Annotated in this window: 12 protein-coding genes; 4 read left to right on the forward strand and 8 right to left on the reverse strand. The window is 62.2% G+C overall.

Annotated elements, in window-relative coordinates; translation table 11 throughout:
• Nucleotides 1-195: 195 nt before the first annotated feature.
• The 3 genes from gltB (at nt 196) to hemE (ending at nt 7403) form a co-directional block, all read left to right on the forward strand.
• Nucleotides 196-4641 carry a glutamate synthase large subunit gene (gltB, locus tag V9L13_RS22845; protein ID WP_003220908.1) on the forward strand — a complete coding sequence of 1482 codons (4446 nt, stop codon included), beginning with the start codon at nt 196-198 and terminating at the stop codon, nt 4639-4641.
• Between the two features lie 33 nt (nt 4642-4674).
• Entirely contained in the window at nt 4675-6093 is a 1419-nt protein-coding gene (locus V9L13_RS22850) for an FAD-dependent oxidoreductase (protein WP_003220910.1), read from the forward strand.
• Between the two features lie 242 nt (nt 6094-6335).
• Nucleotides 6336-7403 carry a uroporphyrinogen decarboxylase gene (hemE, locus tag V9L13_RS22855; protein ID WP_103485588.1) on the forward strand — a complete coding sequence of 356 codons (1068 nt, stop codon included), beginning with the start codon at nt 6336-6338 and terminating at the stop codon, nt 7401-7403.
• Between the two features lie 135 nt (nt 7404-7538).
• Here hemE and V9L13_RS22860 read toward each other — a convergent pair whose 3' ends face one another.
• Nucleotides 7539-8813, reverse strand: coding sequence for an MFS transporter (locus V9L13_RS22860; protein ID WP_338800602.1), 1275 nt, complete (start codon nt 8811-8813; stop codon nt 7539-7541).
• A gap of 118 nt (nt 8814-8931) precedes the next feature.
• Here V9L13_RS22860 and V9L13_RS22865 point away from each other — a divergent pair, with 118 nt between their 5' ends.
• On the forward strand, nt 8932-9834 hold the full coding sequence (locus V9L13_RS22865) for a LysR family transcriptional regulator (RefSeq protein WP_103485586.1): 903 nt from the start codon (nt 8932-8934) through the stop codon (nt 9832-9834).
• Nucleotides 9835-9937: 103 nt separating this feature from the next.
• On the opposite strand, the gene V9L13_RS22870 is transcribed toward V9L13_RS22865, so the two are convergent.
• The 7 genes from V9L13_RS22870 to V9L13_RS22900 all read right to left on the reverse strand — a co-directional run bounded on the left by V9L13_RS22870 (nt 9938) and on the right by V9L13_RS22900 (nt 15084).
• A complete protein-coding gene (locus V9L13_RS22870) occupies nt 9938-10375 on the reverse strand; it encodes an excinuclease (protein ID WP_201135997.1) in 438 nt (145 codons plus the stop codon).
• A 149-nt stretch (nt 10376-10524) separates the two neighbouring features.
• A complete protein-coding gene (locus V9L13_RS22875) occupies nt 10525-10968 on the reverse strand; it encodes an excinuclease (RefSeq protein WP_338800603.1) in 444 nt (147 codons plus the stop codon).
• A 29-nt stretch (nt 10969-10997) separates the two neighbouring features.
• Nucleotides 10998-12224: a beta-ketoacyl-ACP synthase gene (locus tag V9L13_RS22880; RefSeq protein WP_103485584.1), complete on the reverse strand. Its 1227-nt coding sequence runs from the start codon at nt 12222-12224 to the stop codon at nt 10998-11000.
• The gene (gene fabG / locus V9L13_RS22885; RefSeq protein ID WP_003220919.1) at nt 12224-12952 is read right to left on the reverse strand and encodes a 3-oxoacyl-ACP reductase FabG; all 729 of its coding nucleotides are present in this window, start codon (nt 12950-12952) and stop codon (nt 12224-12226) included. The genes V9L13_RS22880 and fabG overlap by 1 nt, the downstream gene beginning before the upstream one ends.
• Entirely contained in the window at nt 12945-13409 is a 465-nt protein-coding gene (locus V9L13_RS22890) for a hotdog family protein (protein ID WP_338800604.1), read from the reverse strand. Before V9L13_RS22890 ends, fabG begins: the two co-directional genes overlap by 8 nt.
• Nucleotides 13406-14602 (reverse strand): beta-ketoacyl-[acyl-carrier-protein] synthase family protein, encoded by a 1197-nt coding sequence (locus V9L13_RS22895; protein ID WP_338800605.1) that lies wholly within the window; start codon nt 14600-14602, stop codon nt 13406-13408. Before V9L13_RS22895 ends, V9L13_RS22890 begins: the two co-directional genes overlap by 4 nt.
• The gene (locus V9L13_RS22900; RefSeq protein ID WP_338802894.1) at nt 14599-15084 is read right to left on the reverse strand and encodes a hypothetical protein; all 486 of its coding nucleotides are present in this window, start codon (nt 15082-15084) and stop codon (nt 14599-14601) included. Before V9L13_RS22900 ends, V9L13_RS22895 begins: the two co-directional genes overlap by 4 nt.
• Between the last annotated feature and the right edge of the window lie 14 nt (nt 15085-15098).

The following is a 15098-nucleotide window of genomic DNA, read 5'->3' on the forward strand; positions in this document are numbered from 1 at the left end:
GATCGCTTTAAACCTTTCACAAATGCGACATAGATTTGCGACATTTCGTCGTCAAATTTGTGAGCGTCTGTGTCGCTGTGTACAATGACCACCCTTTTGCCCCCGCAAAGCCGGCGTACGTTCGGCGCGGTCAGCAAGTGGTTGAATTGAAAAGAAATTTGCCTCGAAAAGAGGCAGCCTGGTGAGAAAGTGTCTATGAAAGCAGGTCTGTACCAACCAGATGAATTCAAGGATAACTGCGGTTTCGGCCTGATAGCCCATATGCAGGGCGAGCCCAGTCATACCCTTTTGCAAACGGCCATCGAGGCCCTGACCTGCATGACCCACCGCGGTGGGATTAATGCCGACGGCAAGACCGGTGACGGTTGCGGTCTGCTGATTCAAAAGCCTGACGCGTTCCTGCGGGCGATTGCCCAGGAAAACTTCAGCGTCGAGCTGCCCAAGCAATATGCCGTGGGCATGGTCTTCTTCAACCAGGATCCGGCCAAGGCTGAAGCCGCTCGCGAGAACATGAACCGCGAGATCCTCGCTGAAGGCCTGCAACTGATCGGCTGGCGCAAAGTGCCGATCGACACCAGCGTCCTCGGCCGCCTGGCCCTTGAGCGCCTGCCGCAGATTGAGCAGGTGTACATTGGCGGTGAAGGCCTGAGCGATCAGGACATGGCGGTCAAGCTGTTCAGCGCCCGTCGTCGCTCGTCGGTGGCCAACGCCGCCGACACCGACCACTACATCTGCAGCTTTTCGCACAAGACCATCATCTATAAAGGCCTGATGATGCCGGCCGACCTGGCCGCGTTCTATCCGGACCTCGGTGACCAGCGCCTGCAAACCGCGATCTGCGTGTTCCACCAGCGCTTTTCCACCAACACCCTGCCGAAATGGCCGCTGGCCCAGCCATTCCGCTTCCTCGCCCACAACGGCGAGATCAACACCATTACCGGTAACCGTAACTGGGCGCAGGCCCGTCGGACCAAGTTCACCAACGATCTGATGGATCTGGAAGAACTCGGCCCGCTGGTCAACCGTGTCGGTTCCGACTCCTCGAGCATGGACAACATGCTTGAACTGATGGTCACCGGTGGCATCGACCTGTTCCGTGGCGTGCGGATGATCATTCCGCCTGCGTGGCAGAACGTTGAAACCATGGACCCGGATCTGCGTGCGTTCTACGAGTACAACTCGATGCACATGGAACCGTGGGACGGCCCGGCCGGCGTGGTGATGACCGATGGTCGTTACGCGGTGTGCCTGCTCGACCGTAACGGTCTGCGTCCGGCGCGCTGGGTCACCACCACCAACGGTTTCATCACCGTTGCTTCGGAAATCGGCGTCTGGAACTACCAGCCAGAAGACGTGATCGCCAAGGGCCGTGTCGGCCCGGGCCAGATCCTCGCCGTGGACACCGAAACCGGGCAGATCCTCGACACCGACGCGATCGACAACCGTCTGAAATCCCGTCATCCGTACAAGCAATGGCTGCGCAAGAACGCCCTGCGCATCCAGGCGACCATGGAAGACAACGACCACGGTTCGGCGTTCTACGATGTCGATCAGCTCAAGCAATACATGAAGATGTATCAGGTCACGTTCGAAGAGCGTGATCAGGTGCTGCGTCCGCTCGGCGAACAGGGCTACGAAGCCGTCGGTTCGATGGGCGATGACACGCCGATGGCCGTGCTGTCGCAGCGTGTGCGCACGCCGTACGACTATTTCCGCCAGCAGTTCGCGCAGGTCACCAACCCGCCGATCGACCCGCTGCGTGAAGCGATCGTGATGTCGCTGGAAATCTGCCTCGGTGCCGAGCGCAACATCTTCCAGGAATCGCCGGAACACGCCTCGCGCGTGATCCTCAGCTCGCCAGTGATCTCGCCGGCCAAGTGGCGCTCGTTGATGAACCTCGACCGCCCGGGTTTCGAGCGGCAGATCATCGACCTCAACTACGACGAAAGCGTCGGCCTCGAAGCGGCGATCCGCAACGTCGCCGATCAGGCTGAAGAAGCCGTGCGTGCCGGGCGTACCCAGATCGTTCTGAGCGACCGTCATATCGCGCCGGGCAAACTGCCGATCCACGCTTCGCTGGCGACCGGCGCGGTGCACCACCGCCTGACCGAAAAAGGTCTGCGCTGCGATTCCAACATCCTTGTGGAAACCGCGACCGCACGCGATCCGCATCACTTTGCGGTGCTGATCGGTTTCGGCGCCTCGGCGGTCTATCCGTTCCTGGCCTACGAAGTGCTGGGTGACCTGATCCGTACCGGTGAAGTGCTGGGCGACCTCTATGAGGTGTTCAAGAACTACCGTAAGGGCATCACCAAAGGTCTGCTGAAGATCCTGTCGAAGATGGGCATCTCGACCATCGCATCGTACCGCGGTGCGCAGCTGTTCGAAGCCATCGGCCTGTCCGAAGAAGTGTGCGAGCTGAGCTTCCGTGGCGTGCCGAGCCGCATCAAGGGTGCGCGTTTCGTCGACATCGAAGCCGAGCAGAAAGCTCTGGCCACCGAAGCCTGGAGTCCGCGCAAGCCGATCCAGCAGGGCGGTCTGCTGAAGTTCGTTCACGGCGGCGAATATCACGCGTACAACCCGGACGTGGTCAACACCTTGCAAGCCGCCGTGCAGCAGGGCGACTACGCCAAGTTCAAGGAATACACCTCGCTGGTGGACAACCGTCCGGTGTCGATGATTCGCGACCTGTTCAAGGTCAAGACCCTCGACAAGCCGCTGGACATCAGTGAAATCGAGCCGCTGGAATCGGTGCTCAAGCGCTTCGACTCCGCCGGTATCTCGCTGGGCGCACTGTCGCCGGAAGCTCACGAAGCCCTGGCCGAAGCCATGAACCGCCTCGGTGCGCGTTCCAACTCCGGCGAAGGCGGCGAAGACCCGGCACGTTACGGCACGATCAAGAGCTCGAAAATCAAGCAGGTCGCGACCGGCCGTTTCGGTGTAACCCCGGAATACCTGGTCAACGCCGAAGTGCTGCAGATCAAGGTCGCTCAGGGCGCCAAGCCGGGCGAGGGCGGGCAACTGCCGGGCGGTAAGGTCAACGGGCTGATCGCCAAGCTGCGTTATGCAGTGCCGGGCGTGACCCTGATCTCGCCGCCGCCGCACCACGACATCTACTCGATCGAAGACTTGTCGCAATTGATCTTCGACCTGAAACAGGTCAACCCGAAGGCACTGGTTTCGGTGAAACTGGTCGCTGAAGCCGGCGTTGGCACCATCGCTGCCGGTGTGGCCAAGGCCTATGCGGACTTGATCACCATCTCCGGCTACGACGGTGGCACGGGTGCTTCGCCGCTGACCTCGATCAAATACGCGGGCGCGCCGTGGGAACTCGGCCTGGCTGAAACCCACCAGACCCTGCGCGGCAACGACCTGCGCGGCAAAGTCCGGGTGCAGACCGACGGTGGCCTGAAAACCGGCCTCGACGTGATCAAGGCAGCGATCCTCGGCGCCGAAAGCTTCGGCTTCGGTACTGCACCGATGATCGCGCTGGGCTGCAAATACCTGCGCATCTGCCACCTGAACAACTGCGCCACCGGCGTTGCGACGCAGAACGAGAAGCTGCGCAAGGATCACTACATCGGTACCGTCGACATGGTGGTGAACTTCTTCACCTACGTCGCCGAAGAAACCCGTGAGTGGCTGGCCAAGCTCGGCGTGCGTTCCCTCGAAGAGCTGATCGGCCGTACCGATCTGCTGGAAATCCTCGAAGGCCAGACCGCCAAGCAACATCATCTGGATCTGACCCCGCTGCTGGGCAGCGATCACATCCCGGCGGACAAACCGCAATTCTGCGGCGTTGAGCGCAACCCGCCGTTCGACCAGGGCCTGCTGGCCGAGAAAATGGTCGACATGGCGACCTCGGCGATCAACGACCTCAGCGGTGCCGAGTTCGAACTGGACATCTGCAACTGCGACCGTTCGATCGGCGCGCGGATCTCCGGCGAAATCGCGCGCAAGCACGGCAATCAGGGCATGGCCAACGCGCCGATCACCTTCCGCTTCAAAGGCACGGCCGGTCAGAGCTTCGGCGTGTGGAACGCTGGCGGTCTGCACATGTACCTGGAAGGCGACGCCAACGACTACGTCGGCAAAGGCATGACTGGCGGCAAACTGGTCATCGTGCCGCCGAAGGGCAGCGTCTATCAGACTCAGAACAGCGCCATCATCGGCAACACCTGCCTGTACGGCGCCACCGGCGGCAAGTTGTTCGCCGCCGGCACCGCGGGCGAGCGTTTCGCTGTGCGTAACTCCGGTGCCCACACGGTCGTGGAAGGCACTGGCGATCACTGCTGCGAGTACATGACCGGTGGTTTCGTCTGCGTCCTGGGCAAGACCGGTTACAACTTCGGCTCTGGCATGACCGGTGGTTTCGCCTACGTGCTCGACCAGGACAACACCTTCGTTGACCGGGTCAACCACGAACTGGTGGAAATCCAGCGGATCAGCGGCGAGGCGATGGAAGCCTACCGCAGCCACTTGCAGAACGTGCTGAACGAGTACGTCAAGGAAACCGAGAGCGAGTGGGGTCGTGAACTCGCCGAAAACCTTGATGACTACCTGCGCCGTTTCTGGCTGGTGAAGCCTAAGGCTGCCAACCTGAAATCGTTGCTTTCCAGCACTCGTGCCAACCCGCAGTGATATGCGCCTGAAGAGTTTGATGAGGTTTTAACAATGGCTGAACGTCTGAATAACGACTTCCAGTTCATCGATGTCGGGCGCAAGGATCCGAAGAAGAAACTGTTGCGTCAACGCAAGAAAGAGTTCGTCGAGATCTACGAACCGTTCAAACCCCAGCAGTCGGCCGACCAGGCCCACCGCTGCCTGGGTTGCGGCAACCCGTATTGCGAATGGAAGTGCCCGGTGCACAACTTCATTCCCAACTGGCTGAAGCTGGTGGCCGAGGGCAACATCCTCCAGGCCGCCGAGCTGTCGCACCAGACCAATACCCTGCCGGAAGTCTGCGGCCGCGTGTGCCCACAGGATCGGCTGTGCGAGGGTGCCTGCACCCTCAACGACGGTTTTGGCGCGGTGACCATTGGTTCGGTCGAGAAGTACATCACCGACACCGCGTTCGCCATGGGCTGGCGCCCGGACATGTCCAAGGTCAAACCGACCGGCAAGCGTGTCGCGATCATCGGTGCCGGCCCGGCGGGCCTGGGCTGTGCCGACGTGCTGGTGCGTGGCGGCGTGACCCCGGTGGTGTTCGACAAGAACCCGGAAATCGGCGGTCTGCTGACCTTCGGTATCCCTGAGTTCAAGCTTGAGAAGAGCGTGCTGAGCAATCGTCGCGAAGTCTTCACCGGCATGGGCATCGAGTTCCGCCTCAACACCGAGGTCGGCAAGGACGTGACCATGGAGCAACTGCTCGCCGAATACGATGCGGTGTTCATGGGCATGGGCACCTACACCTACATGAAGGGCGGTTTTGCCGGTGAGGACCTGCCGGGCGTCTACGACGCGCTGGACTTCCTGATTGCCAACGTCAACCGCAACCTGGGCTTTGAAAAGTCGCCGGAAGATTTCGTCGACATGAAAGGCAAGAAGGTCGTGGTACTCGGTGGTGGCGACACGGCGATGGACTGCAACCGCACCTCGATCCGTCAGGGCGCCAAGTCGGTGACCTGCGCCTATCGTCGTGACGAAGCGAACATGCCCGGCTCGCGCAAAGAGGTGAAGAACGCCAAGGAAGAAGGCGTGAAATTCCTCTACAACCGCCAGCCAATCGCGATCGTCGGTGAAGACAAGGTCGAAGGCGTGAAGGTGGTCGAGACCCGTCTCGGCGAACCGGACGCCCGTGGCCGCCGCAGCCCCGAGCCGATCCCGGGCTCCGAAGAGATCATCCCGGCCGACGCCGTGGTCATCGCCTTCGGTTTCCGCCCGAGCCCGGCGCCGTGGTTCGAACAGTTCGAGATCCAGACCGACAGCCAGGGCCGCGTCGTCGCGCCTGAGCAGGGTCAGTACAAGCACCAGACCAGCAACCCGAAAATCTTCGCCGGTGGCGACATGGTGCGCGGTTCCGACCTGGTGGTGACGGCGATCTTCGAAGGCCGCAATGCCGCCGAAGGGATCCTTGATTACCTGGGCGTCTGATTATATTTCAGCCTGAAATGCGCTCAAAAATGTGGGAGCGGGCTTGCTCGCGAAGAGGGAGTGTCAGTCGACAGATTTGTTGCCTGACCCACCGCTTTCGCGAGCAAGCCCGCTCCCACATTGGTTTCTGTGCGCTCAATACAGCGCAATAAATTGACCCGATAGACAAAAGGCTGACCTGCATCCGTGCCTTTTGCGTCGCGCTCTGAGAAAATGCCCGCACTTTTTTTCCGGATGCCGACATGACTGCCCTGAAGAACGACCGTTTCCTCCGCGCCCTGCTCAAGCAACCTGTAGACGTCACCCCGGTGTGGATGATGCGCCAGGCCGGCCGCTACCTGCCTGAATACCGCGCCAGCCGTGCCCAGGCCGGTGATTTCATGAGCCTGTGCATGAATCCGGAATTCGCTTGCGAAGTCACGTTGCAACCGCTCGACCGCTACCCGCAACTGGACGCGGCGATCCTGTTTTCCGACATCCTCACCATCCCCGATGCCATGGGCCAAGGCCTGTACTTCGAGACCGGTGAAGGCCCGCGCTTCAAGAAAGTCGTCAGCACCCTGGCGGACATCGAAGCGTTGCCGATCCCTGATCCACACAAAGACCTTGGCTATGTGATGGACGCGGTCAGCACCATCCGCCGCGAGCTGAATGGCCGTGTGCCGCTGATCGGCTTCTCTGGCAGCCCGTGGACCCTCGCCACTTACATGGTTGAAGGCGGCTCGTCGAAAGACTTCCGCAAAACCAAGGCGATGCTCTACGACAACCCGCAAGCCATGCACCTGCTGCTGGACAAGCTGGCGCAGTCGGTGACGTCGTATCTCAACGGCCAGATCATGGCTGGCGCGCAAGCGGTGCAGATCTTCGATACCTGGGGCGGCAACCTGTCGGCGGCGGCGTACCAGGAATTCTCCCTGGCCTACATGAAGAAAATCGTCAGCGGCCTGATCCGCGAGCACGACGGTCGCAAGGTGCCGGTGATCCTCTTCACCAAGAACGGCGGCCTGTGGCTGGAAAGCATCGCCGAGGCCGGCGCCGACGCATTGGGTCTGGACTGGACCTGCGACATCGGCAACGCCCGCGCCCGCGTCGGCGACAAGGTCGCGCTGCAAGGCAACATGGACCCGACCGTGCTCTACGCCAAACCGGAGGCGATCCGCACCGAAGTCGGGCGCATTCTGGCCAGCTACGGCAAGGGCAGCGGCCACGTGTTCAACCTTGGCCACGGCATCACCCCTGAGGTCGATCCGGAGCATGCGGGCGCGTTCCTGCGCGCGGTGCATGAGTTGTCGGCGCAGTATCACGAGTGATCGACGCGCAATAGAAAACGCCCGGCTTATGCCGGGCGTTTTTGTACAAGATCAAAAGATCGCAGCCTGCGGCAGTTCCTACATTGGGATTCGCGTTTCCCTGTAGGAGCTGCCGCAGGCTGCGATCTTTTGCTTTTAAGCTTTCACACCACCAAGTGGCGGCAACTTCGCCAGTTTCAACGCCACCAGCAGTGCCACCAGCAACAGCGCACCAATAAACAACCCAATCCCGTTCCAGCCGCCCAAATGCCAGAACACCCCGCCCGCCGTGCCGGCAATGCTGGAGCCTGCGTAATAACTGAACAGGTACAACGACGACGCCTGCCCCTTGGCCTTCAGCGCCCGGCGCCCGATCCAGCTGCTCGCCACCGAGTGCGCGCCGAAGAAGCCGAAGGTGAAGATCAGCATGCCGACGATCACCAGCAGCAGCGGGGTGAACATTGTCAGCGCGAGGCCGGCGAACATCAGGGCAATCGTCGCCCACAGCACTTTGCGCCGCCCCAGTTTGTCCGCCAACGAACCGATCTTCGCCGAACTGTAGATGCCCGACAGATACACCACCGACAGCAAGCCGACGAACACCTGATCGAGGTTGTACGGCGCGGCGAGCAGGCGATAGCCGATGTAGTTGAACAGGGTGACGAACGCCCCCATCAGCACGAAGGCTTCAAGAAACAGCAGCGGCAGACCGGCATCGCGAAAGTGCATGGTGAAGCCGTCGAGCAGGCTGCGCGGGTGCAGTGAGCGTGAGCGGAAGTTGCGCGACTCGGGAAGGATTTTCCAGAACACTGCCGCCGCAATCAGCGCCAGACCGCCGATCACCAGCATTGCGGTGTGCCAGCTGACGAAGTCGATCAGCACCCCGGTGATCAAGCGGCCGCTCATCCCGCCAATCGCGTTGCCGCCGATGTACAGGCCCATCGCCAGGCCGATGTGCTGCGGGTGGATTTCCTCGCTCAGGTAAGTCATCGCCACGGCCGCCAGACCGCTCAGTGACAGCCCGATCAACGCGCGCATGATCAGCACGCCGTGCCAGCTCGGCATCATCGAGCTGGCGATGGTGCACAGCGCGGCAGCGAACAGCGCTGCGACCATCACCGGTTTACGCCCGATCCGGTCGGAAATCGGTCCGGTGATCAGCAGACCGAAGGCCAGCATGCCGGTCGCCACCGACAGAATCAGGCTGCTCTGCGCGGCATTGATCGAATATTCGTGGGACAGCAGCGGCATCATCGGCTGCACGCAGTACAACAGGGCGAAGGTCGCGAAGCCGCCGCTGAACAGCGCCAGCACCGTGCGCATGAACATCGGCGTGCCTTTTTCGATGTAGATCTCCTGCAACTCGGCGATCACATCGTCGGCTGCGGCAGGCGGGACTTCATGGGCCAGGGGGGCGACAACTGTTTTCACTTCAGACCTCGGAGGGCACGGCCGGGCAGGCAATGAAAAAATCATATAGCTGGCTAATGTTTCTATCCAATATATTGTTCGACCTGTTTGATAGCTTTAACGACCTAATGGGGTTTCCATGGAATTGCGTCATCTGCGCTACTTCATCGCTGTCGCCGAAGAACTGCATTTCGGCCGCGCAGCACAGGTGCTGGGGATCTCCCAGCCGCCGCTGAGTCAGCAGATTCAGGCGCTGGAGCAAGAGGTCGGCGCGCGGTTGTTCGAACGCACCAATCGTCGGGTCGAGCTGAGCGAGGCCGGCCGATTGTTTCTGGAGGAGGCGCGGCTGGTGCTGGCGCAGGTCGACAAAGCGGCGGATGTGGCTCGGCGTGCGCAACTCGGCGAACTCGGCGAATTGAAGATTGGCTTCACCTCGTCGGCGCCGTTCAACTCGACCATTCCCCAGGCAATTTTTGCCTTTCGCCAGCGTTTCCCGGCGGTGCACCTGAACCTGCGGGAGATGAGCAGCACGCAAGTCGCCGAAGGGCTGGTGGATGAGTCGATCGAGGTCGGCATCATGCGTCCACTGGGTCTGCCGGATTCGCTGAATGTGGTGGAGCTGATGCGTGAGCCGCTGGTGGCGGTGCTTGGTTCCAAACATCCGCTGGCGCAGGGCAGCGAGGAAGGGCTGTTCCTCTCGGCGCTGGCGCTGGAGCCGTTCGTGTTCTTTCCACGCAGCTACGGCAGCGGGCTGTATGCGCAACTGCTCAGTCTGGCCCGTGATGCCGGGTTCAGCCCGCACTTCGCCCAGGAGGCCGGGGAGGCGATGACCATCATTGGTCTGGTTGCAGCGGGGCTGGGGGTTTCGGTGTTGCCGGCGTCGTATCAGCGGATGCGCATCGACGGCGTGGTCTACCGGCCATTGCTCGATCCGGAGGCGGTGTCGGCGGTGTGGCTGGTGCAGCGCAAGGATCAGAAATCGCCGATGGCCAAGGCGTTTGTCGAACTGCTGACGCGCAAGGTTGAGCCTTCATCAGTGTGATGCCTGCCGGCCTCTTCGCGAGCAAGCCCGCTCCCACCCTGGAATACGTTCCCCTGTGGGAGCGGGCTTGCTCGCGAAGACGCCCGCCCAAACAACACATTTCTCAGGGCAACCGCACCAAATCCCCCTTCAACGCCACCCGCGTCACAAACACCCCGGCCCGGCACTCATAGGTATTCAAATCCTTGCGCACATGCTGGTCGTAATAACTGACGATATTGACCACCGCATTCGCCCCGACCCGCTTGGCATCGGCCTGCAACTTGATCAGGTTTGACTGCAGCACCCACTCGCAGGAATCGTGATCGCTCTTGTTGAAGCCGTTGGTGCGTAAATCGCTGACCACATCCCGGCGCAACAACTGCTGCGTGCCCTGCGGCCCATTGCCAATCAGATAGAACTTCACACTGCCATCCAGCCGCCCGGCGCGAATCGCATCCGAGAGCACGGTTTCGAACGGCATGTACATCAGGTTGGTGGCGTGGCTGGCGCTGGGCAATAGCCCGAGGAGTGCGACGGCGATCAGGGCTTTCACTTGCATGGTCATCTCCTTGACGGTGAAAGAGAACCGCGAGTGTTCGAACGATGGGCTCGCCGTTCCGGCAGGCATGACGCGGCAACCTGCCAGAGCGAGTGTAGATGCTGAAAACGAAGAGGGCGCCGAAAGGCGCCCTTTGTCGTTTCTGGCAATTACTGAACCGTCGCCAGATCACCCTTCAACGCAACACCGGCCATGATCGCGCCGGCGTGGCATTCGTAGTTCTTCGCGTCTTTGTGCTCGTTGCTCTTGTAGAAGCTGACGATGTTGGTCACGGCGTTGGCGCCGGCGCTTTTGGCGGCCTGGTGCAGGCTGATGATGGCCGATTGCACGACCCATTCGCAGGCTTCCTGATCGGTCTTGTTGAAGGCGTTGGTCTTTTTGTTGGTCACGGCGCCGCTGCTCAGAACGGTGACTTTACCGGGCGGGGTGGTGCCGGCCAGGTAGAACTTTACGCTGCCGTCGATCTTGCCGCTGCGGGTGGCTTCGGCAACCGCTTTGTCGAACGGCAGCATGACCTGTGTATCCCGGGCCTGGCTGACTGCCGGCAGGGCGCAAAGCAGCAGGGTGGTGATGGCGAGTTTGTTGAAACGCATGGAGGTCTCCTTGACCTGGATTGATTCGGTTAAGGCCAGCGACGGAAAATCAACGAGGTGTTGACGCCACCAAAAGCGAAGTTGTTGTTCATCACGTATTCGTGGTGCATCGAGCGGAATTCGCCGCGCAGGTAATCGAGCTTGCCGCAGTGCGGGTCGACCTCATCGAGGTTGAGCGTGTGCACGTACAGGTCGCGATTGAGCATTTCGATGCTGAACCACGACTCCAGCGCGCCGCAGGCCCCCAGCGTGTGGCCGAGGAAACTCTTCTGCGAGCTGATCGGCATGTGTTCGCCGAACAGACTGCTGGTCGCCAGTGTTTCGGCAATGTCGCCCTGTTCTGTAGCAGTGCCGTGACCGTTGACGTAACCGATGGCATCCGGCGTCAGTCCGGCGTCTTCCAGCGCCAGTTCCATGGCGCGGCGCATGGTGATCTGCTCGGGGCGGGTGGTGTGCTGGCCGTCGGCGTTGCTGCCGAAACCGACGATTTCCGCGTGGATCCGCGCACCCCGGGCGAGGGCATGCTCCAGCTCTTCGAGCACCAGCATGCCGCCACCTTCGCCGATCACCAGACCGTCGCGGCCCTTGTCATACGGGCGTGGGCTGGTCTGTGGCGCATCGTTTTTCAGGCTGGTGGCGTAGAGCGCGTCGAAGACCATGGCTTCGGTCGGGCACAGCTCTTCGGCACCGCCGGCGAGCATCAGTGGCAAGCGACCGAACTTGATCGCCTCGTAGGCGTAGCCGATCCCCTGGCTGCCGCTGGTGCAGGCGCTGGACGTCGGGATCAGCCGCCCGGTGAGGCCGAAGAAGATGCTGATGTTGGCCGCGGTGGTGTGCGGCATCATCCGCACGTAGGAGTTGGCGTTGAGGCCTTCGGCCACGGAGTTCAGCAGCATGTTGCCGAAGGCCTTGATCTCGTCGGTGCTGCCGGTGGACGAACCGCAGGCCACGCCCATGCGCCCGTCCTTGATCGATTCGTCGCCGAGCAGGCCGGCGTCGGCCAGCGCCTGTTCCGCCGCGCCCACCGCCAGCCGTGACACCCGGCCCATGCTGCGCAGTTGCTTGCGGGTCCAGTGCGGCGGTACGACAAAATCATCGATCGGCCCGGCCAGACGGGTGTTGAGTTCGCTGAAGCGGTCCCACTCGTCCATGCGGCGGATGCCGCTGCGGTTGGCCGCGAAGTTGCCGGCGATGGTCTGCCAGTCGCTGCCCAGCGAGGTGATGCCGGCCATGCCGGTGACGACGACGCGCTTCATCAGCACAAGCCTCCGTTGACCGCCAGGACCTGGCGGGTGATGTACGAGGCTTCCGCCGACATCAGGAAATTAACCGCAGCGGCCACCTCTTGCGGGGTGCCCATGCGTTGTGCGGGGATCATTTTCATCAGCTCTTCCACCGGCACGTTTTCGTCGAGCATCGCCGTGTCGATCAGGCCCGGCGCGACGCAGTTAACGGTGATTTTGCGCTTGCCCAGTTCGATCGCCAACGCTTTCGCCGCACCGATCACCCCGGCCTTGGAGGCGCTGTAGTTGACCTGGCCACGGTTGCCGATTAATCCCGACACCGAGGTGATGCAGACGATCCGACCGGCGGCGCGACGACGGATCATCGGCATCATCACCGGGTGCAGGACGTTGTAGAAACCGTCGAGGTTGGTACGCAGCACCACGTCCCAATCGTCGTCGCTCAGCGCCGGAAAGGCGCCATCACGGGTCAGGCCGGCGTTGAGCACCACGCCGTAATAGGCGCCGTGGGTTTCGACGTCGGCTTCGAGAATGGTCTTGCAGGTTTCGCGGTCGGCGACGTCGAATTGCAGGATGCGCGCGTTGCGGCCCAACGCTTCGACTTCGGCTTTCACCGCTTGGGCTTCAGCCACGCCGCTGCGGCAATGCAGGACGATGTCGTGCCCGGCCTGCGCCAGACGCAAGGCAATGGCGCGGCCGATGCCACGGCTGGAGCCGGTGACCAGTACGGATTCAGTCATCGTTCGACTCTCTGTTTTGTTCAAGGTATTGGCTGGGCTGCGGCGGGCGGAACACGTTCAGGCGGGCGCTAGCCTCGATGCCGGGGGCGTTGATGTGGCATTCGAAAACACCCATGCCGTTGTCGTCTTCCAGCGAACGGATGCCGTGGATGGTCAGTTCGCTGCCGGCCGGAAACGCCTCGACGTTGCACTCGAACTTGCGGCTGCCGAGGAGGAAGCCGAGCTCGACCGGTTTGCCCTTCAAGCGAGCATGACAACCGGCGAACGCGGCGACGCTCTGCGCCATCAACTCGATGCCGACCCACGCCGGCAGGCTGCCGTCGGGCAGGTTGAACAAGCCGTCGGGCTTGACCGTGAGGCGGGTGTGGATCTGCTCCTCGTCGAAGCTGAGGATGCGGTCGATCAGAATCATGTCGCCAGCGTGGGGCAGCAGTTCGGCGAGCGGCCAGTCGTTCATGGGGCGTCTCCGATAATCAGGCTGACGTTGTTGCCGCCGAAGGCAAACGAGTTGCTCATCAGGTAGCGGGGTGCAGTGGACGACAGGCGCTCGCTCGCGGTCACCCACTTCAGCACCGGCAAGTCGGGGTCGGGCTGGGCATCCCAGACGTGTGGCGGCAAGGCTTGCTGCGGGTTGTCGGCGCTCAGGCTCAGCCAGCAAAACGCCGCTTCGAGGGCGCCGGCCGCGCCAAGGGTGTGGCCGGTCATCGGCTTGGTCGACGAGCAAGCCACGCCGTCGGGGAACAGCGTGGCGACGGCCAGACTTTCCATCGCATCGTTGTGCTGGGTCGCCGTGCCATGCAGGTTCAGGTAGCTGATTTGCGTCGCTTGCAGCTGTGCGCGGCTCAAGGCTTTCTGCATCGCTTGCAGGGCGCCGCGACCGCTCGGTTCCGGCGCGGAAATATGATGCGCGTCGGAGCTGGCGCCGCTGCCGAGCAGGGCAATGGCCGGGCCATCGCTGCGCTGCTTGCTCATCAGGAACAGCACCGCCGCTTCGCCGATGTTGATACCGTTGCGGTTGGCCGAGAACGGATTGCAGCGCTCGTCGGACACCGCTTCCAGCGCGCTGAAACCGTTGAGCGTCAGTTTGCACAGGCTGTCGACCCCGCCGCACAGCACCGCGTCGCACAGGCCCAGATCGAGCAGACGCTGCGCGCTCATCAACGCCCGCGCACTGGACGTGCAGGCGGTGGAAATCACATAGGCCGGGCCGCTGAGTTGCAGCCAGTCGGCGAGAAAGTTCGCCGGGGCGCCGAGTTCCTGTTGCCGATAGTCGTACTCGCCAGGGAACTGCTGCTCGCGAAGGTAGTGCGCCAGCCCGCGGCTGGCTTCGTCGATGCCCGAGGTGCTGGTGCCGAGCACCACGCCAATACGCTCACGACCGTAGGTCTGAATCGCCCGGTCGATGTCCTCGCGAATCTGCAGCGCGGCTTCCAGCAGCAGTTGATTGTTGCGGCTGCTCTGCTCGGCCAGTTCGGCCGGAATCGCCGCCAGCTCACCGTGCACCGCCGCTACCGGCAACTCACGCCCGGCCACCCAGCCAGACTCGCGGCGCATGCCCGAGCAGTCACCGGCAAACAGGTTGTGCGCGACCTGTTGCTTGTCGCGGCCCAGCGCGCAGATCACGCCGAGGGCATTGAGGTAGGCAGTCATGGCGTCGGTTCACCGAGGGGAGAAACCCGATAGTGCGGGCCTTGGGGCAGGTTCAATTCAAAGCTCAACGGTTGTGCATATCGGATCGTCCAGCGCGGCGGCAGCGTGCGTTGCTTGCCCTGCTGCTGCGCGGCGGGGTAATTGCGCACCAGCTCGCCGGACGGGGTCAGGGCGAACAGCAACGCGGCAAACAGCTCCCGGGCTTCCGGGTTGGGCGGCAGCAGCCCGTCGGCCTGCCAGTGCCCATCGATCAGTTGCTGACGGGCCTGGGGAATGCCCAGCGGATCCATCATCGACCAGCGGATGCCAGGGCCTTCGCGCTGGATCACCAACAGCCAGTCCTGACGCTGATCGGCCTGTTGGCGTTCGATGTGCAGTTGCAGCGGCAATGGCAGCGTCGGGCTGCTCGCGGGCAACGGCGCCTGGCTGGCGCAACCACTCAGCAGCAGAGAGCAGAGCGCCAATATCAGCCACCCCAGAATCCCTGTGGGAGCTG

This window comes from Pseudomonas sp. RSB 5.4, assembly GCF_037126175.1.
GTDB classification, from domain to species: domain Bacteria; phylum Pseudomonadota; class Gammaproteobacteria; order Pseudomonadales; family Pseudomonadaceae; genus Aquipseudomonas; species Aquipseudomonas fluorescens_H.